A 23,997-nucleotide genomic window follows, 5' to 3' on the forward strand; every position below is an offset into this window, starting at 1 on the left:
GCGTCATAACCATATATAATGACGGCACACTTAATTGGGCGATACTTCATTAAGCGACTCATCATTAGGCAGTACCTTATTATTGCGTGCTTTGTTAATCCGCATTTTGACAATCAGGGCGTTATTAATCAGTAAGTTATTAAAAGGTATTTAGTCAGTGATGATTGTCAGCATTGAAATGACCAAGCGGCAGTATATAAACCCTTGGCGAATGCGCACTAATTATCGAATATTTCCATAGGTCAAAAAATTATGTTATCAAAGATTATAGGCAGTGTCGTTGGCACCAAAAATGACCGCGAACTCAAGCGCATGCGTAGAGTGGTCAGCAAAATCAACGCATATGAGGCTGACATTCAAGCCCTGTCTGATGAGCAATTACAACAAAAAACCGCAGAATTTAAAGAAAGACACCAAAACGGTGAAAGCTTAGACGCCTTATTACCAGAAGCGTTTGCCGTCTGCCGCGAGGCTTCCTTACGCGTCAATGGTATGCGTCACTACGACGTGCAGCTCATCGGCGGTATCACCTTGCACGAAGGCAAAATCGCTGAGATGAAAACCGGTGAGGGTAAAACCTTAATGGGTACCTTGGCGATGTATCTAAACGCTATTAGTGGCAAAGGCGTGCATTTGGTCACGGTCAACGATTATTTGGCGGCGCGTGATGCCGAGTTAAACCGCCCATTATTTGGCTTTTTGGGTATGACGGTCGGCGTTATTTATTCGCAGCAGCCACCACAAGAAAAAATCGACGCTTATCAAGCGGATATCACGTACGGTACCAATAACGAATATGGCTTTGATTATCTGCGCGATAACATGGTCTTTAGCCTGGCTGAGAAAAAACAGCGTCCGCTAAATTATTGCATTATTGATGAAATTGACTCTATCTTAATCGATGAGGCGCGTACGCCGCTGATTATTTCGGGTCAAGCAGAAGATTCATCACGTATGTATGCGCTGATTAATACCATTATTCCACGGCTTAAACGCTCAAAAGATGAAGAAGCCAATAAAAATAATGAAGACGAAGATTTTTGGATTGATGAAAAAAATCGTCAAATCGAAATCAGCGAAAAAGGCTATGAGAAAATTGAGCGCTTCTTAATCGAAGTGGGCGAGCTTGGTGAAAACGAAAGTTTATATAGCCCGAGTCGTTTGCCGCTACTCGCTCACGTACAAGCGGCAATCCGCGCCCATCATGTATTTGTCAAAAACGTCCATTATATCGTTGACGACGGCGAAGTGATTATCGTCGATGAAAACACCGGTCGTACCATGCCCGGTCGCCGCTGGTCAGAAGGCTTGCACCAAGCGGTAGAGGCCAAAGAAAACGTCGAGATTCAAGCAGAGAACCAAACCCTTGCGACGACGACTTTCCAGAACTATTTCCGTCTCTATGACAAACTATCCGGTATGACCGGTACCGCCGATACCGAAGCAGCAGAGTTTAAATCAACGTATGATTTAGACGTCATCGTGATTCCAACGCACGAGCCGATTGCTCGTATCGATATGGATGACCAGATTTTCTTAACCAAGTTAGGAAAGTACAAAGGTATCATTCGCGAGATTAAAGAGATCCAAGCCAAAGGTGCGCCGGTCTTAGTTGGTACGGCGACGATTGAAGCCAGTGAAGAGTTGTCTTATCTGCTCGATCAAGAAGGCATCAAGCATAATGTCCTAAACGCCAAGCAGCACGAACGTGAGGCAGAAATTATCGCGCAGGCAGGTAGTCCAAAAGCGGTGACCATCGCCACCAATATGGCAGGTCGTGGTACCGATATTATCTTGGGCGGTAACTGGCAGTCGTTTATCGAAGACATTGATGCGGTCAGTCCGGAAGAGATGGCGCGCCTAAAAGCAGAATGGCAGGTCAAGCATGACCAAGTCGTTGCGGCTGGCGGCCTACATATCATTGGTTCTGAGCGTCATGAATCACGCCGTATCGATAACCAGTTGCGTGGTCGTGCCGGTCGTCAAGGTGACCCTGGGATGTCGCGCTTTTTCTTATCGCTTGAAGATGACTTGATGCGTATCTTCGCCGGTGACCGCGTTGTTAATATGATGCGGGCGATGGGTCTAAAAGAAGATGAAGCCATCGAGCATAAAATGGTTTCAAAATCGATTGAAAATGCCCAAGGTAAAGTCGAAAGTCGTGACTTTGATGCCCGTAAAAACCTATTGAAATACGATGACGTCGCCAATGAGCAGCGTAAAGTTATCTATGGTCAGCGCGATGACTTGCTGGCAGAGATGGATTTATTGGAGGCCATCGAAGTCATGCATCATGAAGTCTACAATGCCATGATTGATCAGTTTATCCCGCCAGGCTCTATTGATGATCAGTGGAATATCGACGGCTTAGAAGACGAGCTTGAAGATGAGTTTAAAATTTCCATGCCGATTAACGATTGGCTGGATGAAGACCGCCGCCTAGATGAAGAAGGTTTACGTGCCAAAATTATCCAAACTGCGCTGGATCGCTATCATGCTCGCCGTGAGCAAATGGGCGAAAAAGATGCCGCCCAGCTCGAGCGTCATTTTATGCTACAAAGTTTGGATAAGCACTGGAAAGAGCATTTAACCCAAATGGATCAGCTACGTAAAGGTATCCATTTGCGCGGTTATGCGCAAAAAAATCCTGAGCAAGAATATAAGCGTGAATCGTTTGAGCTGTTCCAAATGATGCTTGGTGCGATTAAATCTGAAACCGTACAAGATTTATCACGCGTCCATATCCCAACCAAAGAAGAGTTAGAAGCGTTAGAAGCTCAGCAGCGTGAAAACGCCGCGCATATGCAAATGCAGTTTGAACACAGTGATATCGACAATATGGATGGCGGCGTAGAGCGACCAGCGGCGCAAAACCGTAGCGTTGCTGCTGGCGTAACAGCAGGGTCTATCGCGAGCAGTGGTAGCAACAATGCCAGTGAGCCTGACCCATACGCTGGGATGAATATCAGCCGTAACGCGCCATGTCCTTGTGGTTCAGGCCTAAAGTATAAACAATGTCACGGTAAAATCTAAATATTGATAATCAAAAATTGTTAAGCTATGATAAAAAGTCCCTGTCTTATTTAGATAGGGACTTTTTTATAGCGATAAGATTTATAGCCATAAGAATTTCGATAGGAAAAATTATCGGGCGATATCTTCTACCTTTCTTTTTAGCACTTTTAAGTGACTGTAACTCTATTAATAAATAGTCTAACTATTAAGAATATAAAAGTAACAGCGCTTTTGTAGTGATTAATTACAAATTCAACATAGGCGTGAATTTACATACACGCTATAGTGTTTAACATATTTTTTTGGAGAGTGTCATGAATATAGAATTATTAAAACAATTTCGTACCTCTGTCGTTGTTACCGGTCTGCTCGCTGGCGCGATGACAATTAGTGCTTGTCAACAACAGCAAGAGCCAGAACCAAGTCTAGAAGACAGCATCAGTGAAGAGCAATCGGTGCCTATGTCCGCTGAGCCTGCCGAGCCAAGTGATGTGGTGGTAGATGCGCCAGTCAGCGATGTGGAAGAGGATACCGTAGCGTCTGTTAATTCTGGCGTCAAGCAAATGAGCTACTCATGTTCACCGGCACTAGCCGTCGAAGCCACTTACAAAGACGCTGACAAACAAGTGATTCTTGAGACTGCTCAAGGTACAGTAACTCTGACCAAAACCAATGATGCGACCAACCCTGAAGTTTTCAATCTAGATACAGCGTTTGACGGTGGTGAAGGCTTTATCCAGTGGCGCGTGGCGCACGAAGATCGTGAAACTGGTGTGATGCGTACTGCTGGTGCCGATTCAGAAAACGTCAGTACCTATGAATGTAAAACATCACCAGCGTCTGAAACTAAAACGGCAGAAACAGCCGCCTAACAACAAATACCTCGCATAAAAAAAGCAACGTTAACGTTGCTTTTTTTTGGTTTGGTCTTACGACTGCTTACAAAAATGCTTTATCAGCCTATTTTTTATAAACGCTATTTTTTATCAGCGGCATTGCTTTGTTGCTCATGGGCTAGATAACCTTCTTCTTTAACGTCTAGCTCCTCGTGTTGGAGCGCTACTTGAATGCTATCGGTATGGGTATGCGTGGTTTTATTAATCTCTATTTCTTGGATCACATGAGTGTCTTTGGTAATCGTCGCTACCTGACGCGATAAGATAATCTCAATCGGCGCGTCACCAATCTCAACCTGCTTGCCATTGATGGTCACGACTGCTTTACTATCTAGCGACGGCTCAACATGACGCAATATGTCCTTATCATCATAATCACCTGATAGTAAATCCTGACTCTGTACGTCTTGATAGTCGGTACGCACGGTAATATATTCTTCTACCAGCTCAATAGGCACCTCAATGGTTTTGGTGCGTCTGTGCTTGGTTACTGTGACCTTGCCAACATCCAAGCGTTCTTTGTTAATGACAGGACGCTCTTCTAATAATTCTAAATAGCCACCATTGCCTGTATCGGTTTGATGGTTTGCTAAATTAGTAGATAAATTATTTGCTAAGCCTTGTTGTGTACTGCTTGACACAGTTTGCTGCTGATTAGTATTGGATAAATCCGTAGCGGACAAATCTGGCGCAGGCAATTTGTTCTCACCGCTATGATTGGCAATTTGCTCTAAATGCGAAGTAGGATTAGGGGCATTTGCCAAAGATGAGCGTGGATGCGTTTGTTGTGGGTCAATTTTTTTGTCGTCGTTAATCATGGTAGTGTTCCTTAAATGGTGAGGTAGCTTAAAAAGAGGTATAAAAAAAGACCAGAGGCAAGCTCTGGTCTTAGTCACTGAGCTTGAAACTCAGCTGCTCATTACTATCGCGCGATGCACATTTAACGATTATTTTTCTAATGATTATTTCTTATTATCAATTGCTAAGAAATCTTCCTTAAGAATTATGCAAGGTGCGCAAGTATTGCGTATTACATACCACGAGCGCGGCGGACATCTTCGGCAGTGATATCATCGCGGTCAAAAAGGTTACCTTCGCGGTCAACCACATTACCATCACCATCGATATCTAATTCTTCACGTTGAATGGTTTCAGCAATAGTTTCAGTATGACGTTCGGTAGTTTTACCAACGTTTACTTCTTCAGCGACATAGGTTTCTTTATTCACACGTGCACGTTCTGCTTCTAGTTCAACTTCGACCGTTTGATTGCCATCTACATCACCAATGCGGCGGTCTGTTGGACGATCTACATTGGTACGTTGGATATTGGCATGCTCTTCTTCAAGGTCAACATCTATGTTGCGCTCTTCAGTAACGACATGCTTACCAACTTTTACTAAGCCTGCAACGATGCGGTCTTTATTGACTGTCAAACGCTCTTCTAGTAGCTCTAGCGTGTTTGGCGCATTATACGCATGGTCGGCAATCTCCATACGCTCTGCTTCTGGTACAGTATCAGCAGCGAATGATTGACGATCTTTTTCGTACTGCTCTTTATAGCTGTACTGATAATCGTGATCGTATACTTCCATCGCTTCTACTTGTGCTTGCGTTAAACTATCAAAGAAAACGTCATCACCGACGATACGAGCGAGACCTGCTGGCACTAGAACTTCTTTTGAGCTGAACCAACCGCCTGCATCAACGATTAAATAACGAATACGACCAGTAGTATCTTCTACTAGCGCACCTTCGATTTTACCGATTTTTTCTTCATTGACGCCATAAGCAGTTTTACCTGTTGGGTCATAATAGTCATCACCAATTAGATCACGGTGAGTTGCTTGGATATCTCTTAAACGAATTAGTTGGCTCATTATTGTCTTCCTTTTTTATGAGTAAATTTATTTGTTTGGATTAATAATTATTTTTTATAAAATAGCAATACAGTAAAAATTTGCGTTGCTAAAAAAATGTCGGCTATTTCTTTTGAACTTGTTTAAACTTAGATTTTATAAATCAACAAGATTAGATGAAGAAGATATTACCGTGGTTATTAATAGAATCTCGCTATCATTAAGGACTAGCTATCGTTAATAAGCAGCCTCTCCATCAACTTGTTATTATCGTAGCAGCAGGTTTTTCGATACGATATATGAGCAAGGTAGCAAAGTGTGCGCTTGAGGTAATTGCGTGTAATAGGCTGTAAATGACGCCGTTACTATATAAAATTAAGTTAAGGCTTTCTTACAGCGTGTTCACCGCTTTGCGGTATTTGTCATTTTTAGGTATAAAAAAACCGCACAGCTAGTAGCTATGCGGTCTTAAAATTTTAAGAAAATCAGTCGATATTTTAAATCAGAACTTCGAATTTAAAAGCTCAAACGTTGAATTGGCTTAAAATTAAGCCAGTTCAATGGCAACGGCAACAGCTTCACCGCCACCGATACATAAGGTTGCAACGCCTTTTTTACCACCAGTACGTTTAAGCGAGTTGATAAGGGTAACTAAGATACGCGCGCCAGAGCAGCCAACTGGATGGCCAAGTGCACAAGCGCCGCCTTCGACGTTGACTTTAGCGTGGTCGATTTTTAACTTATCCATCGCTGCCATGGTCACCATCGCAAAAGCTTCGTTGATTTCCCATAAATCGACGTCTGCAATTGACCAACCCGCCTTGTCCAGAACTTTTTCAATCGCGCCAATCGGAGCAATGGTAAACTCGCTTGGGTGGCGCGAGTTAGAGGCGGTGGCAACAATACGTGCTTGATAATCTAAACCTTCGGCTTTTGCTTGCGACTCTTTCATCATCACAACCGCCGCCGCGCCGTCTGAGATTGAGCTGGCGTTTGCCGCTGTAATCGTCCCTTCTTTTGCAAAAGCAGGGCGCAGGGTAGGAATGCGCTCAGCATTGGCAAGGGCAGGCTGCTCGTCGGTATCAACCGTTTGCTCGCCTTTACGCGATTTGAAAGTGACAGGCTCGATTTCATCTTTAAAATGGTCGTCTTTAATCGCTGTCAAAGCACGGTTTAGCGATTCAATAGCAAACTCGTCCATTTGCTCACGGCTATAGCCTTTTTCATCGGCCATTTCTTGCGCGAACTGCCCCATTAATTTGCCGGTTTCGGCATCTTCTAGACCGTCTAAGAACATATGGTCTTTGACTTCTTTATGTCCCATGCGGTAGCCGCTGCGTGACCCTGGCATGATGTAAGGCGCATTGGTCATTGATTCCATACCGCCAGCCACTGCGACGTTAAAGCTGCCCGCTTTGATACCATCGTGCGCTTGCATAACTGCTTTTAGACCAGAACCACAAAGTTTATTAATGGTAACGGCACCAGTAGCATCGTTAAGACCTGCTTTACGCATCGCCTGACGGGCAGGGCCTTGACCAAGACCAGCAGTCAAGATACAGCCCATGATGACTTCATCAATATTATCAACGCTCACGCCTGAACGCTCAACGGCTGCTTTGATAGCGGTTGCGCCAAGTTCAGTTGCGCTGACGTCCTTTAAAGCGCCTTGAAAACCACCCATCGGAGTACGGGCGCCATTTAAAATTACAATTGCATCATTTGACATCGTTATTTTTCCTTTTTCGGTATTTGAAACGAAAGTTTTTTAGTCATTAAAAAAAAGTTTTTAGCTAAGGTCACAGGTTTATAGATGAATCGCTGGATAAATTACGCCAACTCATCTAAGCGAATACGGACGACTTTATCTGTAATGGTATCGAGCTTCTCGATTTTTTCAATCGCCAGATTCATCTGACTTTCAATCACAGGCAGCGTCAAAATAATCACTGGTACTTGACCAAGCTTATGCGCAGGTTTTTGTAAAATGGCATCGATATTGATACCCGCGTCACTCAAAATACGGGTAATATCCGCTAAAACGCCCGGATTGTCATGCGCATGCACGCGCAGATAATAACCGGTAATCATTTGCTCAGCACGCAAGATGGGTGTGTCTGATAATTGCTCTGGGATAAACGCTAGATGCGGCACATGGTGACCGTTCGTGCTTTCATTGTTGTTATCTTTACTACCAAGAACGCGAACCAAATCCATGACATCCGCCATGACTGCAGAAGCCGTTGCTCCAGCACCAGCGCCATCACCGCAATATAGCGTCTGACCAAGTGGGTGCGAGTTGACTAATACCGCATTTTTTACGCCATTAACGTTGGCAAGTAGGGCGTTCTGTGGAATGAGGGTTGGATGAACACGCAGCTCGATACCAGCCGCGCCGTTATTTCCTTGGCCATCACCTGAACCGTTGTCTTCGCGGCGTACCGCAAAGCCTAGATGTTTGATACGGTAACCAAGCTCTTCGGCGTAGTTGACGTCTTGCAAGGTAATACCGGTGATACCTTCGCAGTAAACTTTGTCAAACTGTAGCGGAATCCCAAAGGCGATAGAGGCGAGGAGCGCAAGCTTATGCGCCGCATCAATGCCTTCGACATCAAAGGTTGGATCGGCTTCGGCGTAACCAAGTGCTTGTGCTTCGCTTAAAACATCGGCGAACGGGCGACCTTTATCACGCATTTCAGTCATGATAAAGTTGCCAGTGCCATTGATAATACCAGCTAACCACTCAATCTTATTGGCAGCAAGGCCTTCACGCATGACTTTGATAATTGGAATACCACCTGCCACCGCCGCTTCATAAGCAACGTGTACATTATGGGCTTCGGCAAAGGCGAAAATCTCATTGCCGTGTTCGGCGAGCAAGGCTTTATTGGCAGTGACCACATGTTTGCCGTGTTTAATGGCATGCATAATCACATCTTTAGCCAAGGTCGTACCGCCAATCACTTCGATGACAATATCGACATTGTCACTGGCAGCGGTTGCCATCAAGTCACTATTTTGTACGATGGTAGCGTCGATATCATCGCGCTGACGACGGGTACCGACTTCGGTAATCACAATGTCGCGTCCGCTACGGCGTTTTAACTCATCTAAATTGTCATTGATTAGATTGATCACGCCCGTTCCGACGGTGCCCAGACCAAGTATCGCTAGTTTGATGGATTTGCTCACAGTATCCTCAAGAGATTATAGAGTTGGATAAAAATGCTTCTATGACAGCGCTTACATAAAAAGACTTATATAAAAGTGCTTATAAATGAGGCTGATATAAAGAAGAAAAGTATAAAAATACACCGCTAATTTTACCTAGCGCTTCATCGTATCATACCGATAAGCGCTTGTGGCGTCTACCCAATCTCACTGTCGGTAAAGTCAACAATATGAGGGGAGAGGACTAGCTGGCATCGATCGCTGTTTGCGCCAATTGCGCCGCGGGTAGATAGCCGCCGATTTGTTGGCCAGACTCGGTAAAGATAGCAGGCGTGCCGCGTACTCCTAACGACATTCCAAGCTCGATTTGCTCTTTTACTGGGTTATTACAGCTAGGCGCTTGGACATTAGCGCCCATTTTTGCCTGGTCCATCGCCGCCTTGCGATCTTCGCTACACCAAATAGCTTCCATTTTTGGGATACTGCCTTCGCTGCGTGGCCATGCCAAATAACGCACTTCAATACCGCGTGCATTGATATCGCTCATTTCTTCATGAAGCTTGGTGCAGTAAGGGCAGTCGGCATCAGTAAAGGCATAAACAACTGATTTAGTGGCGCCTTTTGCTGGATAAATAACCATGTCTTTTTTATCGACCGTTTTTAGAGCGTCTTGCGCGGCTTTGGCAACCAAAGCGCCACTGATATCAACTGGCGCCTCTTGCCCAACTGCGATGATTTGTCCTTGGATAATATGTTTGCCAGATTTATCGGTAAAAAACGATGGTAAGCCCGATGCCGTTACCCAGTAAATATCGTCCATATCCGTTGGTACGGCTGAAATGATTTCTTCTTCAATCCCTGAGGCTTTTAGATTTGTTTGTAAGGCTTTGACCACTGCTGCATCATTATCGGCGACTTGTGCGGTGCTGACTTTGGCATTAGCGCTATTGACGATACCTGTATTGCTGGTCGCATCTGCCGCATTATTCGAGCAGCCTGCTGCAACCACGACCAGCAACGCGCCCATCATCATCCTCGATAAAGGTTTGCGAGAAAATAGAGCGCGAGCAGAAGTGGCTTTAGAGAAAGAAGGTAAAAACATAGGTATTTCCTTTAGGCGGTGGTGCCTAAGCAAGATATAGATATAAAAACAGGGACATAGATAGTGTATGAACGCTTATCCCGTATCCACTAGATTTTGTTATCAGAGCGATATATTTCAAGGACGAGGGGCAATTTATTGATAATAAAAGATAAGTAGCAATACTGGTTATATTAACATATTTTTAGAAATAACCACCAAAGGCTATTTGTTGATGTTTTATTGGCATCGCCAAATTTATCATCCAGCGCCGTAAAACCACATCCTTCTAGGGCGTGGATATCAGGCGTCAGCCGTTGTCACCTAAGATTAAAAGAACCTTGTTAACCAAACGCATTGGGATCATACTAAACCCATGAAGACGCTCAAGCTACGCATCAAAGACAAACATGCCACTCAGCTAAATATCTTAGCTGGTGCGGTCAACTTTGTCTGGAATTACGTTAATGAGCTAAGTTTTAAACATCTTAAGCGCACAGGCAAATTCTTTTCAGCCTACGACTTGGCCGCTTACACCAAAGGCGCTGGTGAGTACCTGAACCTGCACAGCCAAACCTTGCAAGCGATTAGTGAGGTTCACGCCAAAAGCCGTAAACAGTTTAAAAAAGCCAAACTAAACTGGCGCACAAACAATCCTAAAGCCAAGAAAAGAAGTTTGGGCTGGATTCCTTTTAAAAAAACTGCTATCAAGCATCTAAGCACTAAACAAAGTGGCAAAAAATCTCTAAAAACAACTCTACAATTCAGTTTGGCTAAGGGTCAAAAGCTGATTATTGATGTGTGGGACAGCTATAACCTCTCGCTCTACAGCATCAATACGTGCGAGTTGGTACAAGATTCTCGCGGCCACTGGTACGCCTGTATCACTGTTAAAGAGTTTTCAGAAACAGCCTGTGGTGACGGTCAAGTCGGTATTGATTTGGGCTGTAAAGATGCCGCAGTCAGTAGTGATGGCAAGGTTCTAACTACTAAGCTGACGACTCAATACGCAGAAAAACTGGCCATTGCTCAAAGAGCCAAAAACAAAAAACGAGTTAAGGCCATTCACGCCAAGATTAAAAATACTAGATTAGACTTGATTCATAAATTTACATCAAAGCTTGTTAAAGCCAACAGCCTAATCGTAGTTGGTAAAATCAAGTCAAAATCATTTACTTCAAGCAAACTCGCCAAATCCGTCTATGATGCGGGTTGGTTTGAGATAAAGCGACAACTGGACTACAAATGCGCGAACGCAGGTTGCCACTATATCGAAGTAAATGAAGCGTACACCACCCAAACCTGCTCGTGTTGCGGCTCTCGCCAAGACAGTCCGAAAGGTAGAGAAGGTCTTGGTATAAGAAAATGGTTTTGTCGTTCTTGTAAAACGACCCATCAACGTGACGTTAATGGAGCAAAAAACATTCTCGCGGTCGGGCTTGGCCGTCTTTAGTAGGAATCCCCGTTCCTTTAGGTCGGGGAGGAAGTCAAGTCTAGGTAGGCTACTGTCATAAACATTAGGGGCTGTATAGAATTGAGGAACCATTGAAAAACATAAGCAACGCCTTACTCTACTGTTTACCACAACAAAGAAATAAGGCATCACTTATGACTCGCACCAAGCTCAACGATGAACTTTGGCACAAGCTATTTATTATATTGCGACAAATTAACGTATATAACAAGCCCAATCTAAGACGTACCGTTGAAGGCATGCTGTACCGCATAAGAGTAGGCTGTCCATGGCGAGACTTACCTTCTTATTTCGGTCATTGGTCTCGCATATATCATCAATACCGTTATTGGCGTAAAACCGGTAAATGGCAAAAGCTCATGAAAATAATCACAGCAAACTATCATAGTGAATGGTTATTTATAGACGGTAGCGTGGTCAAAGCTCATCAGCATAGTTCAGGTGCAGCCAGTCATCTTGATGAGGCCATTGGTAAAAGTGTTGCAGGTAATAGCAGCAAACTGCACTTAGTGGTCGATGCTTGTGGTAACCCTATACATGTTGAGCTGACAGGTGGGCAAGTGCATGACGCTAAGATGGCAAAGACGTTGATAGATAGCACGATTAATAACCAGACTAAAGCGGTGATTGCAGACAGGGGCTACGATAGTAGTGATATTAGAGAGTGTATCTTCAAGCACTGTGCTGAGTCAGTCATACCCGTTAAGTCGAACTCTAAAAACAGCAACAATGACACACTAGACTGGTATTTGTATCGTTGCCGTCACTTGGTAGAAAACGCTTTTGCTAGGTTGAAACATTTTAGGGGCATGGCCACGCGATATGATAAGCTCAAAGATAGCTATGCAGCAGCGGTAATGCTTGCTTGTGTCTTTATCTGGTTGCCACTCATTTGAATTCTATACACACCCTAAATTATCCATTAAAATAAATTTTCTTTCTAATTTCTTTCTAACTTTCTAAGGAGACCCTATGGCTGGTGCCAGTTTATTAACCCTACTTGATGATATCAGTGTGATACTCGATGACGTTTCGGTCATGACGAAGGTCGCCGCCAAAAAAACCGCGGGGGTATTGGGTGATGATTTGGCGTTGAATGCCGAGCAGGTCACCGGCGTCACAGCAAATCGTGAACTGCCAGTCGTTTGGGCGGTCGCCAAAGGCTCGTTTATTAATAAGCTTATTTTGGTGCCAGCAGCTATACTTATTAGCGCCATTTATCCGCCTTTAATCACCTTTTTACTGATGTGTGGTGGCCTGTTTTTGGTTTATGAAGGCGCTGAAAAAGTGATTCATCGCTTTTGGCCGCATGCCTTGCCAGATGATGAAGAGCAAAATGCCCGTCGGCAAGCCAACGCAGATCAAAACGTTGATTTGGTCGCCTTTGAAAAAGAAAAAATCAAAGGGGCGGTGCGTACTGATTTTATTTTATCGGCAGAAATTATTGTGATTGCGCTAGGTGCGACGGCAACTGCTACGTTGTTGCAGCGTAGTTTGGTGCTCTCTATTTTAGCCATCGGTATTACTGTTGGTATTTATGGTTTGGTCGCGGGCATCGTTAAAATTGATGACTTAGGCTTGCATATGATGGAGAAAGACGGTGATTTTACTCAAAAAGTCGGTAAGGTTTTATTTACGGCAGCGCCTAAATTAATGAAGTTTTTATCTATCGCTGGGACTTTGGCGATGTTTTTAGTCGGTGGCGGTATTTTGGTGCACGGTATTAACTTTTTGCATCATGAGGTTGAAGATATTGCGCATTTGACAGGCGTGTTTGAAAGCTTTACCACTGCCTTATTAAATGGCGTTATCGGTTTTATTATTGGCGCTGCTATCGTTGCGCTATTTACGGTTATCAATAAGATACGTCATAAAGACGAGCCTACTGCCCATTGATCTTGTTGCTCAAAAGTTCTGTTTATCAAAGCTTGGCATTGATATAAAGCTCTATTAATGAAAAAGCCCCAAAGTTGCTAACAACTTTGGGGCTTTGATATTTTATAAAAGAGTATTAATGATAGCTATTAGCTTTCGCTATCAGAATCGTCATTCTCTGATTTTTCCGCTTGCGTCGGCTTTTTATGCTCCGCTTTCGGCTTACGCGTCCGCGCTTTTGGGACTTTTGGCGTGGTTAAATTAAACATGCCTTTTTGTGGTAGTAATTGCTCAGCCACATTTTCGATCATGTTTTTATAACTGGCGATGGTCGTTTTTGACTTCGCCGCCTGAATTTCCTCTTTTGTCGCTTGCTCAGATAGCTGTTCAGTTGACTCAGACGCTTGCTCGTTTTCGTTTTGCACAACATCAGAGTCACCATCAGCATCTTTAGCTTCAGTATCTACTGTCTGAACTTTGTCCGCTTCTACAGCATTAACCTCAGGTTGCTCAGCGTTCTCTGCTTCTAGTGCTTGCTCTACTTTTAGCAGTTCTTCACTATCAGCGCTGACATCGTCTGTCTGAGCTTGATTGGCCAGTGCAGTCGCATCTACATTCTGAGCGTCAACGTCAACGTCGCTGTCAGCTGCTAGAGAGCCATTTTTAGGCGCTTCGGCGACTGTGGTTGCAGCTGGCTCCTGATAGTCAGGATGCTGACCACGTGGATCGTTGCTCGCCCGCTTGCTAATAGGGCGGGGCTCAACGGCTGTTTTACCTTGCGCCGCAGCAAACTGACTGACGGCTTGCGTCATCGCCTCAAAGCTTGCGAGATAATCCGCTGCTAAAGGCTCGTAGCCATAGTTACTAAAGTCAAAATCTTGCTTGGCAGCTTCGCCAGTCTCGACTTTAGACTCGTTGTTACTATCTACTTTTTCGTTAACAGCGTTAGCTTGCTCTAGGTGCAAAGCGATAGCCGCATTAAAGCAATTAATCACGCCTTCAGCGGCTAAACGCGCTGGCGCCTCTGGCAAGGTTGCGCGGATAAACTCGCCAACCGTGCCGCGGATAGCTGGAGCGTTCACAGCGCGTTGCTCATTTACCACAGGCGATTGGTTATCCGATGCTGTGGTTGTCGAGGCTTGAGCATGCTGACGACGAACCACGCGTGGATCATTGCTGGCTTGACCGAACTTTTCAGCCGTTACATAACGCTTGGCAAATAAAGCTTGATGGTCAAGTTCAAACGCTGCTTGATTGCTACTGTCAGTATCATCCGTATTAAAATCAACATTAGAACCAGTTTTCTGCGCTTTCTCAGTAGGTGCTACATCGTCATCTTTGCCGCTAGTTTCGACAGCATCACGACTTTTAGACATTGATGATTTTTCTGCTGCTGGTTGTGTAGCCTCGACATTACGCTCGTCTACAGAGTTAGCGTCAGACTTTTGCACTTTATCATCAGTAGAGCTTAGCTTGGTTTCATCCGTTTTTGCTGCAGGTATCACTGCATCGCCACTTGCAGGATTGTCACTTTTAGCAGCGTCGGCAGTCACAGTTTGCGTACTGGTTTTTTGACTACTATCAACCGAGTCACGGCGGTTTTTAGCAGCTTGACTATCAGTAATTTGCTCAACGGCTTCCTGCTTATCTGCATTTTTCGCAGTGCTGTCTTCCTGACTTGCTTTCTGCTTATCAGCTTCATTGATAGCTTTCTCAGCGCTTTGCTTTTCAGGCGCTTGGCGAGTGGCTGCTACAGATTTACTATCATCTAAAGACAAGTGCACAACTTCTGGCGACTTGAGCTCTGTAGACGCTTCATTGACCTGTAATACCACTTCATTAGGGTCTTGGTTGCGGCGCGCGCTTGATTGGCTTTTGTCATTACCGTTACTAGTTTCTTTATTGCTATGCTCGTTATTCGCACTTAACGTCTCACCGCGCTCAATTTTGCCGCGTGAGGAGCGCTGACTGTTTGATTTACGCTTGGCACGCGTTTGCTCATCTATTGTATTAGCGTCTTTCCTAGCAGCGTCATTGTGCTCGGTATTGCTATTGTCATGTCCATTACGACCGCTGTCTTGGCGGTTGTTACGATTACGGTCGTTGGTGCGTCGATTATCATGCTGACGTTTATCTTGGCTATCAGCCTGCTTGTCGTCAGTGCCGGTTGAGCGGCTGTCGTCTACGTTGTTGCTAGCAGCATTACCATTGGACTCATCTGACTGCTCTTTTCTTTGACGCGTTTTAGAAGGTCTTGATTTACGCGATTTACGTCTTCTTCTGTCTTCAGCGTCGTTGTTATCATCAGTATTACTATTAGCGGCTTGCTGACGATTAGTGTTCGGCTGTTGCTCAGTGTTCTGCTGATTGCTTGCCGTTTGCGGCGCTGCTGCGGCTTGAGTGTTGGCGTCTAGGGCGCTGTTATCGATTTGTCCAAATGAGCCAAGGCTTTGAGCGCCCGTGTTTACCAGTGCTTCAATGGCTTTGGCAGCATCACGACTACTGACCTTAGGCGTCGTCGATGCTTGCGGCGCTTGGGCAAATAGGTTGGATAACCAAGCGACTGCTTGCGGTTGGGCAGCAGTCGCGTTATTGTTTTGTGAAGCTACTGGCGCCGCGGTAGTCGCAACAGTTGGGGTGTTTTGTGACTGAGTTTGGGGTTGGGGCGCACGTGTTGTTGCATTGCTAGCGTTAGTATTGGCATTGCTACGATGGTCATTACTATGACTGGTCGTGTTTTGCTGCTGACTACTGGCTCGAGGAGTCGCTTGACTGTTTTTATTGCTACCATTATCAGCTACTTGACGAGGCTGGCGCGTTGGCTGCTGCTCAGGGCGCACTGAATCAGCGGTCTGCCAGTCGACGTTATAACCTAAATCGCTATGCTCTTGCTGCTGGGTATCGGTGATACGCTCATAGCTCGATGGCGCAAAGCCATCACGATTAAAATGTAGCTTAAAGTTTGGCGATTCTAAATGCGCGTGCGGTAAAATCGTGATACGCGTACCGCTGTCTTGCTCCAAATAAACCAAGCTATCGCGCTTTTCGTTTAATAAGAAAGCCGCGATATCGGTTGGCACTTCGGCCTGTACTTCGCCTTGACGTTCTTTTAAGGCGATTTGTTCAATCTGACGCATAATCGACAATGATAGCGAGCGCAAATCACGAATCATGCCATTGCCATGGCAACGCGGGCAAATATAGCCGGTCGACTCTTCTAGCGATGGGCGCAGGCGCTGACGGCTCATTTCCATCAAACCAAATTTAGAAATATCACCAAACTGTACACGCGCGCGGTCGTATTTGGTCGCGTCAACCAGACGTTTTTCCACTTCTTTTTGATGCTTATTGTCATTCATATCGATGAAATCAATGACAATCAAACCGCCCATATCACGCAGACGTAACTGGCGTGCAATCTCATCGGCAGCTTCTAGGTTGGTATGATAGGCAGTTTCAGCAACATCTGAGCCTTTGGTTGATTTTGCTGAGTTGATATCGATAGATACTAAGGCTTCCGTTTGGTCAATAACGATTGAGCCACCTGATGGCAAGCGAACTTCACGCTGATAAGCTGTTTCAATCTGCTTTTCGATATTAAAGCGCGAAAACATCGGCTCATAATCGGTATATTTACGCAATTTTTCTGCTTGTTTTGGCATCACGGCATCGATAAAACCGGCCGCTTCGATATAAGCGTTTTCGTTATCAATCCAAATCTCGCTAATATCATCGCGTAGATAATCACGCACGGCACGGGTGACGACGCCTGCTTCTTGGTGCACCAAACGCGGTGACGGATATTTTTGATTTTGTTCTTGGATGGCTTGCCAGATATTAAGCAAGTGATTTAAATCGTGTTGCAAATCTTCTTGGGTCTTGCCAATACCAGCAGTACGAATGATGACGCTCATGCCTTTTGGCAAATCAAGATTACCAAGCATGCGCTTCATATCTTCGCGCAATTTGCCCGAGATTTGACGCGAAATACCGCCGCCACGAGGGTTATTTGGCATCAATACCAAATAACGCCCTGCCAAAGATACATACGTTGATAAAGCTGCACCTTTATTGCCGCGCTCTTCTTTTTCGACTTGGACGATCAGCTCGTCACCCTCTTTGATTAGTTTTTTGATGTTTTCATCGCGTGGATTGCCGCTTAGATATTCAGCAGAGATTTCACGAATCGGCAAAAAGCCTTGGCGCTGTGAGCCATATTCGACAAATACCGCTTCAAGCGATGGCTCGACACGGGTGACGTGACCTTTATAAATGTTGGATTTTTTTTGCTCGCGGGTACGGTTTTCTAAATCGAAATCGTAAAGATGATTACCTTTACAAAGGGCAACGCGAATTTCTTCGTTTTGAGTAGCGTTGATTAAAATGCGTTTCATGTTTGAATCCTATGAGTACGCATAACAACGACGGGGCAGGCTTTCGGGCAAGGGAGCAAGTGCGGTTAAGGGTAAATTAACCTGAGTAGATGTTAATGAGCGGGAGAACGTAAAGCAGAAATATCGGCAAGCACATGAGCTTTTCGTCACTGCTGTTAACCTAAAATGTATTAGCCATTTATCCTGCTAATGTCGGTAACGTTCGTATAGATAAGGTAGGGTGTAAAGCTACTATCTATATCATATTATGAGTAGGCTTGGTCTAACGATTAAGGCACGTGCGGGTTTGTGGTCTTTTTGACAGTCATTTATCCAAGTTTAATCCGCACACCTTGTAAGGGCGGCGATGGATAAGGACTGAGATTTAAGAGGTCACAATTACCAAAAAAGCATCGTGTTGTCACAATTAATCAATCAAGGTCTAGCAATCATAGCGCTGTTAATAAAGAACTGTTTTATCGGTAAGTGCTAGTGCATAAAACAGTACCGTGCAGCGGTTATCCTTTTAGGTAAAGCAATTGGTCATTCTTTATTTATCGTTCTTTTGGCTATCACGTCAAAAATATCTGGGGTAACTCAAAGCTAGGTGGCGCTGCTCTAATCATCAGCGGGGCGTACTTGGCAAACAGAATAAATGACCGGCTTATCGGCGCGGTGTCTCTTGTCTATCCTACTTCGCGTGCTCTGTTTGACCACCAATACTCAGGCAGCTATCGATAATCAATCAATGATGCTCGATTCTGGCTTTAAGCGACCCAAACTTGCTCAACTGTGCGCTAAAGGACTGGCTGATAATTAGTTATGCGTGATAAATAATTATCAAAATAAGTCGTGGTTAGGCGGTAGTGAGTAAATGTTATGTTGTTATCGCGCGATAAAATGGTTGTTAGCCAATTTATCAAAGCGATGTCGTTTAATATCAGCGTGTTTTGTCTTGATAAAAAACTATATTACTAAAAAACGTTGTACTAAAAATTTTGGGTACTGATACATCCTATATATAGATAATTATCAGCGTTGTTCTTACAATTTATGGGGCATTATAGGGTATATCAAGGGATATAACACCCTTAAAATCAGATGAAACGCACAAGTTTGGCAACCTTTATAACGGCCATCGCCTGACTAACCAGTAGTAGCAACGGCGCAATATTGTCTGTAACAACAAGGAATTATTGTCGCAGCCTCTGCTTAATTGGCGCTCAACATGCTAAACTATAGCAAATCTTTGTGTAAATACCTAACTAAAAATGACAAACTCAAAAATGCCAACCGAACAGCCTATCCACGAAGCGCCCGCTATCTTTAATAGTAAAACGCGCCCGCAAAGTGCCGATGACGAAATCAGTAACTTTGAAAAGGTCAATTACCTTGAAGTCACGCGCCATCAGCACGACCAACGTTTGGATAACTTTTTGCTTAATCGCCTAAAGGGTCTGCCAAAATCCCACATCTACAAGATGATTCGCTCAGATGAAGTGCGCGTTAATAATAAACGCTGTAAAGCGCATGACAGATTGCAGCGTGAAGACGTGGTGCGTATTGCGCCTGTACAGCTCGCGACTCGTGACAAACCGATTATCAGCGCTGAATTTGCCAATAGCTTATTGGCGCGGGTAGTCTACGAAGATGAGGGTCTAATCGTACTTAATAAGCCTGCTGGTATTGCTGTGCATGGCGGTAGTGGTTTAGATTTTGGCGTTATCGAGGCCATGCGCGAAGTGACAGGTAAAAAGTATCTCGAGCTGATTCATCGTATCGATAAAGATACTTCAGGTCTGCTGATGATTTCTAAAAAGCGCTCAGCGTTGAAAGTGCTCCAGCAGCATCTTGTCGATAGAACCATTCAAAAGCATTATCTTTGCCTAGCAAAAGGTCAACCTGCGCTCAATGAGCAGCGTATCGACGCGCCATTACTGCGCTATACGTTGGCTAGCGGTGAGCGCCGCGTAAAAGTAGATGCGCAAGACCCACAGGCGAAAGAAAGCCAGACAGATATCATTGTGCATGGTCGCTTTACCTTAAATGAACAGCCAGTGAGCCTGCTTGAAGCAAAACCTTTGACCGGTCGCACCCATCAAATTCGCGTACATTTGGCGCATATCGGCCATGCTATATTAGGTGACGATAAATACAATGTGCATGACAAATCGGGCGTGCATCGTTTGTGTTTACATGCGTGGCGTTTAGATATTCCTGGCTATGAAGCCATTACCGCGCCATTACCAGATGAGATGATGGATTGGTTACCAGCAGATATTCAGCTGCCTGAATAAGTTTTAAAAATTTCTTTTTAAAGGCTGTTTAAAGACTGATAGTCAATGCAGTTTTTAAATGACTATTTAACACAATCGTCACAGTTGCTTATTTGCGCATACATTCGCCAAATAAGTACCTGTGACGTTTTCATATTTGCCATTTGTTATTTTTAAAGGGTTAGACCATGACAGCATCTATCGCTAGTAAAACAGCGCCAACCAATATTTCTGAGTTAGCAGCCGAGCATCATTTAGCGGGTAAAAAGCTGATCATTTTTGATTGGGATGGCACCTTGATGGATTCGATTGGCCTAATCGTTGAGTCTATGCATATAGCGGGCGAGGCGCATGGCTTTAGGACTACCGATCAGGCCGTCAAAGACATTATCGGGCTGAGCTTAATGTACGGCATTGAGATTTTATATCCGCAAGCAAGCGATACGCAAAAGCTCGCCATTCAGCAAAGCTATGCAGAATACTATATTCCGAACAGCCATCGTACGCCGTTTTTTACGCCTATTGAAAATATGCTCCTGACGTTAAAGCAGCAAGATAAGCAGCTTGCGGTCGCTACCGGCAAAAAAAGAAAGGGGTTAGATCGAGTATTAGAGGCTTCTGCTAGCCATCACTATTTTACCATCACGCGCTGTGCTGATGAATCCGGCTCCAAACCTGATCCGCAAATGCTGCGCGATATTTTAGATTACACCAACCAGCCAATCTCGCAGGCAGTATTTATCGGTGACAGTATTTACGATATTCAAATGGCCAATCGTTTAGGCATGACCAGTATTGCGGTCAATTATGGCACAGCGTCAAGCAGCGAGCTTGCTGCCGAGCAGCCAACTTATCAAGTGGATACCCCGCAAGAATTAGTGGCATTATTATGTGCATAAATCGTGCGTGTAAATTATGTATGTAAATAAAACGTCATTTAAACCTAGGGCGTGTCCTCAATTCAAGCGCTTGTATCTAAATGGGCTAAAAATGGCTAAATTTTATCAAACATCGTCAAATAGCTGACTAATATCTCGATATTATTTGCGCTATTTTCCTCGTTTGACGGCAATTTATCTCATTTTTATCACCATTTTTAAAATGAGGACACGCCCTAGTAAATAGAATTATTGAAAAGTAAATTTCCATAAAAAAGGGTTTATCGTTATCAACGATAAACCCTTTTGAGATTTCTACTGAATAAACTGAGTAGTCTATTTAGCACTTTTTTACTTATCAGCGCTTTGGTCGTTAGTTTCTATTCTATTTTCTTGGTTTTCAATAACAGACGCTTCAGCATTTTTATCCTCCTTGGCCTGATATTGATACCAATTACCCATGACGCCTGCCAGCTCATCAAGACCTTCTTTTCTTAATGCGGAAAACAACTGTATCGTGCAGTCTAAACCCAACTGCTTAAGTCTTTTACGGGTATTAAGCAGCGCAGTTTTAGACGCGCCATATTTAAGCTTATCGGCTTTGGTGAGCAAAATATGCACCGGCAGCTCGCCATCTTTTGCCCAATGCAGCATTTGCTCATCAAAGAATTTAAGCGGATGACGGATATCGGTCATCAGTACCAAACCTGCTAGGCTTGAACGCGATACCAGATATTCTTCAAGCTCAACTTGCCATTCTTTTTTCATCTCAAGGGGCACGGCCGCATAACCATAGCCCGGCAAGTCAACCAAACGCGTATCGGTATCGCCGATACTAAAGAAGTTAATCATTTGCGTCCGCCCAGGCGTTTTAGACGAGCGCGCCAGTTGACGTTGATTGGTTAGGGCGTTGATAGCGGACGACTTTCCCGCGTTCGAGCGACCAGCAAAAGCGACTTCGAGCCCTACATCGGGCGGACAAAGACGAAAAGTCGGCGCGGACGTCATAAATTCAGTTTGCTGAATGCGCTGACGGGCTTTGGTATTAAAATCCGCATGTTCGGCGGCGACATCTTTAAACGGGGTACTCATAAATGACTCATTAATCTTAAAAAATTAGATACAGTAGTGAAAAGTTTGTGAATAAAATAGGGCAGTAAGCAAAGCCAAAAATAGGTGAGCGGCAAAAGTAGGCCGTTAATAACATGAGCATTTTAGGATAACGCCTATTCTATACTATTATAGCGCTTAGTTATTGAAATAAAGGCAATTACCCTCATATTAATGACAACATAACCGTAAATAAAATCGTGTTTGAGCCCCGATTTTTATTCCAATAAACATTGTTAACAAAGCTAAACCATATTTATATATATTAATATGACATATATTGTTACAATATTTAGTCAGATAAAGTGAATGACAATTGCACAATAAACGCTTAATAAAATCATGGATTAAGCAAACGAAAAAGATACGAGGTGTCTTATGTTTTCAATCACCGACATTTTTGCCAAAAGCTATCGTTTCTTAGCTGCCAGTAGTGCTGCTTTAATCATTGGTATGGCGACGATCAGTAGTGCAGGCGCCGCCGATATTGCAACATCCTATAATAACTCATGTGCCGCCTGTCACGATAGTGGCGCACTTAATGCGATTAAAAAAGGCGATAGTGCCAAATGGCAACAGCTTATCAAACAAAAAGGTATGCCAGCGCTGGTTAAGTCTGTCAAAAATGGCATGATTCAAATGCCAGCGGGCGGCTTATGCCAAGACTGTAGCGATGACGATTACCGTAAGCTTATCGAGTATATGAGCAAGTAGTAAATGAATAATAAATAGCCAAGCAGTAAGTAGTTTTGTATGGCTAAATAAATGTAATGATAAATGATACGAGGCGCAGGGTGAGTAAACCTATTGCGCTTTTTGTTTTTTTATTAAGTGAATAAATATCGAACAGCCAGAAAAAATAACCAATGCTACGATTAAGTAGGCAAATAGTAAAAAGTCTTGCTATAATAATCCAAAATAAACCCTGATATTAGTAAGTACTTTCGGGCTGCTTGTGATAAAGACCGCGTAATACATAGCGTAGCTGATTAGATGCTATCTTTGTAGTGGGTGCGGCTTTTGATAATGCAATCACTCTAAATAATGCTTACGTCGAGTTAGTAGGATTTGTATCAATGAAAAAGTTAATCGCTGCCGCCAGCTTATGTGTTGCAAGTTTCAGCGTACAAGCTGCTATTATTGTTCCTGAACATGACGTCAATGCAGGTAAGCAAATTGCAGAAACCGTTTGTGCGGCTTGTCATGGTGTTGATGGTGTCAGTCCTGTGCCAGCCCAGCCGAATCTTGGCGGTCAAAACGTAAAGTACTTATATAAGCAATTGGTCAATTTTAAATCAGGCTACCGTAAAAACGGTATCATGCAGTCACAAGTTGCCAATTTATCTCAGCAAGATTTAGCCAACGTCGCAGGCTATTATGCCAGCCAAAAACCTTGGGGCGTCGCATTTGGTAATCCTGCGACGACGCAAGAAGCGACTAAGCTGTTTTTAGGTGGTGACAAATCCCGTGGCGTGATCGGTTGTGCAGGCTGTCATGGTCCAGATGCTGCGGGTAACGTTTGGGCTGCATTTCCGCGTTTAGGCGGACAGCACGCTGAATATATTGCCACTCAGCTAAAGCTTTTCCGTGCTGCTGGTCGTGTTGATGATATCGATAGCGATGAGCAAAAACGTGTTAACGATGCGGAAAAAGAAGGCGAGATGGGTATGATGCAGATGGTTGCGGCAAAACTGTCTGATCGCGATATTCGTATCTTGTCAGATTATGTGAGCGCGATTCACTAATCTGCTACCTATGTAGCGGCTCGCACTTTGACGCGCTTAGTGAGATTATATAATAAGTGAAGCAATTTGCTGCCGCCGTTATGATTTAGCTCTTAAACCCCGATTTCGGGGTTTTTTTATAACTGTTAGTCCTTATATAATTTGCATAAGCTTTGATAACCCTTATAAGAATTAAGCGCTTTCATATGACGCTATCATAGAAAATATAGATGTCTATCAGTACTTTATAGCCTTAACTATTATTC

Annotated in this window: 16 protein-coding genes; 9 read left to right on the forward strand and 7 right to left on the reverse strand. The window is 44.0% G+C overall.

Translation table 11 applies throughout. From position 1 onward, the window contains the following. The first annotated feature begins 252 nt into the window (after positions 1-252). Together secA and AB8P72_RS01510 are read left to right on the forward strand one after the other, a co-directional pair. Entirely contained in the window at positions 253-3,033 is a 2,781-nt protein-coding gene (gene secA, locus AB8P72_RS01505; RefSeq protein WP_289049633.1) for a preprotein translocase subunit SecA, read from the forward strand. A 296-nt stretch (positions 3,034-3,329) separates the two neighbouring features. Then, positions 3,330-3,887, forward strand: coding sequence for a hypothetical protein (locus tag AB8P72_RS01510; RefSeq protein ID WP_068406375.1), 558 nt, complete (start codon positions 3,330-3,332; stop codon positions 3,885-3,887). A 104-nt stretch (positions 3,888-3,991) separates the two neighbouring features. Here the strand turns inward: AB8P72_RS01510 and AB8P72_RS01515 are convergent, their stop codons facing one another. The 5 genes from AB8P72_RS01515 to AB8P72_RS01535 form a co-directional block, all read right to left on the reverse strand. After that, positions 3,992-4,729 (reverse strand): YsnF/AvaK domain-containing protein, encoded by a 738-nt coding sequence (locus AB8P72_RS01515; RefSeq protein WP_198328751.1) that lies wholly within the window; start codon positions 4,727-4,729, stop codon positions 3,992-3,994. A gap of 212 nt (positions 4,730-4,941) precedes the next feature. After that, the gene (locus AB8P72_RS01520) at positions 4,942-5,790 is read right to left on the reverse strand and encodes a DUF2382 domain-containing protein (RefSeq protein ID WP_198328752.1); all 849 of its coding nucleotides are present in this window, start codon (positions 5,788-5,790) and stop codon (positions 4,942-4,944) included. A gap of 526 nt (positions 5,791-6,316) precedes the next feature. Beyond that, a complete protein-coding gene (locus AB8P72_RS01525; protein WP_198328753.1) occupies positions 6,317-7,498 on the reverse strand; it encodes a thiolase family protein in 1,182 nt (393 codons plus the stop codon). Between the two features lie 101 nt (positions 7,499-7,599). After that, the gene (locus AB8P72_RS01530) at positions 7,600-8,961 is read right to left on the reverse strand and encodes a homoserine dehydrogenase (RefSeq protein WP_198328754.1); all 1,362 of its coding nucleotides are present in this window, start codon (positions 8,959-8,961) and stop codon (positions 7,600-7,602) included. A 223-nt stretch (positions 8,962-9,184) separates the two neighbouring features. Then, the gene (locus AB8P72_RS01535; RefSeq protein WP_144297399.1) at positions 9,185-10,042 is read right to left on the reverse strand and encodes a DsbC family protein; all 858 of its coding nucleotides are present in this window, start codon (positions 10,040-10,042) and stop codon (positions 9,185-9,187) included. A 355-nt stretch (positions 10,043-10,397) separates the two neighbouring features. Between AB8P72_RS01535 and AB8P72_RS01540 the strand changes: the two genes are divergently transcribed. From AB8P72_RS01540 to AB8P72_RS01550, 3 genes are all read left to right on the forward strand, one after another. Continuing rightward, positions 10,398-11,474, forward strand: a complete 1,077-nt coding sequence (locus tag AB8P72_RS01540; protein WP_198328755.1) for an RNA-guided endonuclease TnpB family protein — start codon at positions 10,398-10,400, stop codon at positions 11,472-11,474. Positions 11,475-11,629: 155 nt separating this feature from the next. Then, positions 11,630-12,391: an IS5 family transposase gene (locus tag AB8P72_RS01545; RefSeq protein ID WP_369957930.1), complete on the forward strand. Its 762-nt coding sequence runs from the start codon at positions 11,630-11,632 to the stop codon at positions 12,389-12,391. 76 nt (positions 12,392-12,467) lie between these two features. After that, entirely contained in the window at positions 12,468-13,391 is a 924-nt protein-coding gene (locus AB8P72_RS01550; RefSeq protein WP_198328757.1) for a DUF808 domain-containing protein, read from the forward strand. Between the two features lie 128 nt (positions 13,392-13,519). Here the strand turns inward: AB8P72_RS01550 and AB8P72_RS01555 are convergent, their stop codons facing one another. Continuing rightward, positions 13,520-17,764: an Rne/Rng family ribonuclease gene (locus tag AB8P72_RS01555; protein WP_198328758.1), complete on the reverse strand. Its 4,245-nt coding sequence runs from the start codon at positions 17,762-17,764 to the stop codon at positions 13,520-13,522. 1,250 nt (positions 17,765-19,014) lie between these two features. On the opposite strand from AB8P72_RS01555, the gene AB8P72_RS01560 reads away from it, so the two are divergent. Both AB8P72_RS01560 and AB8P72_RS01565 read left to right on the forward strand, forming a co-directional pair. Beyond that, positions 19,015-20,040 carry an RluA family pseudouridine synthase gene (locus AB8P72_RS01560; RefSeq protein ID WP_227678303.1) on the forward strand — a complete coding sequence of 342 codons (1,026 nt, stop codon included), beginning with the start codon at positions 19,015-19,017 and terminating at the stop codon, positions 20,038-20,040. A 167-nt stretch (positions 20,041-20,207) separates the two neighbouring features. Continuing rightward, positions 20,208-20,918: an HAD-IA family hydrolase gene (locus AB8P72_RS01565; RefSeq protein ID WP_198328759.1), complete on the forward strand. Its 711-nt coding sequence runs from the start codon at positions 20,208-20,210 to the stop codon at positions 20,916-20,918. 330 nt (positions 20,919-21,248) lie between these two features. Here AB8P72_RS01565 and yihA read toward each other — a convergent pair whose 3' ends face one another. Then, positions 21,249-21,989 (reverse strand): ribosome biogenesis GTP-binding protein YihA/YsxC, encoded by a 741-nt coding sequence (yihA, locus tag AB8P72_RS01570; protein ID WP_369957931.1) that lies wholly within the window; start codon positions 21,987-21,989, stop codon positions 21,249-21,251. Positions 21,990-22,385: 396 nt separating this feature from the next. On the opposite strand from yihA, the gene AB8P72_RS01575 reads away from it, so the two are divergent. Beyond that, positions 22,386-22,721, forward strand: a complete 336-nt coding sequence (locus tag AB8P72_RS01575) for a cytochrome c5 family protein (RefSeq protein WP_068406397.1) — start codon at positions 22,386-22,388, stop codon at positions 22,719-22,721. Positions 22,722-23,083: 362 nt separating this feature from the next. Continuing rightward, positions 23,084-23,752: a cytochrome c gene (locus tag AB8P72_RS01580; RefSeq protein ID WP_068406399.1), complete on the forward strand. Its 669-nt coding sequence runs from the start codon at positions 23,084-23,086 to the stop codon at positions 23,750-23,752. The last annotated feature ends 245 nt before the right edge of the window (positions 23,753-23,997 follow it).

It is taken from the genome of Psychrobacter sp. CLB018 (assembly GCF_041222815.1).
Classification (GTDB): domain Bacteria; phylum Pseudomonadota; class Gammaproteobacteria; order Pseudomonadales; family Moraxellaceae; genus Psychrobacter; species Psychrobacter faecalis.